Genomic DNA, 222 nt, shown 5'->3' on the forward strand with positions numbered 1-222 from the left:
CTCGTCGCCGAGGAGTCCGACGATGTCGATCCGCTCCATGACGATCCGGCGGATTTCGGATTCCTTTTTTCGGGTGTGCTCACGCAGCGGAAAGGCGATGTTGTCGAAGAGGGACATCGATCCGAAGAGCGCACCGTCCTGGAACATGAGACCGAAGAGCTTCCGGGTCTCCATGATCTTCCGCTCGGGACTGTTCACCATGTCGACGCCGTTGATGAGCAC

General features: G+C 58.6%; 1 pseudogene. It reads right to left on the reverse strand.

Features of this window, described 5'->3' with window-relative positions:
• Positions 1–222: pseudogene (locus G3I42_RS34580) on the reverse strand (ABC transporter ATP-binding protein); the annotation flags it as partial.

This window comes from Streptomyces sp. SID11385, assembly GCF_010548245.1.
Lineage (GTDB): Bacteria > Actinomycetota > Actinomycetes > Streptomycetales > Streptomycetaceae > Streptomyces.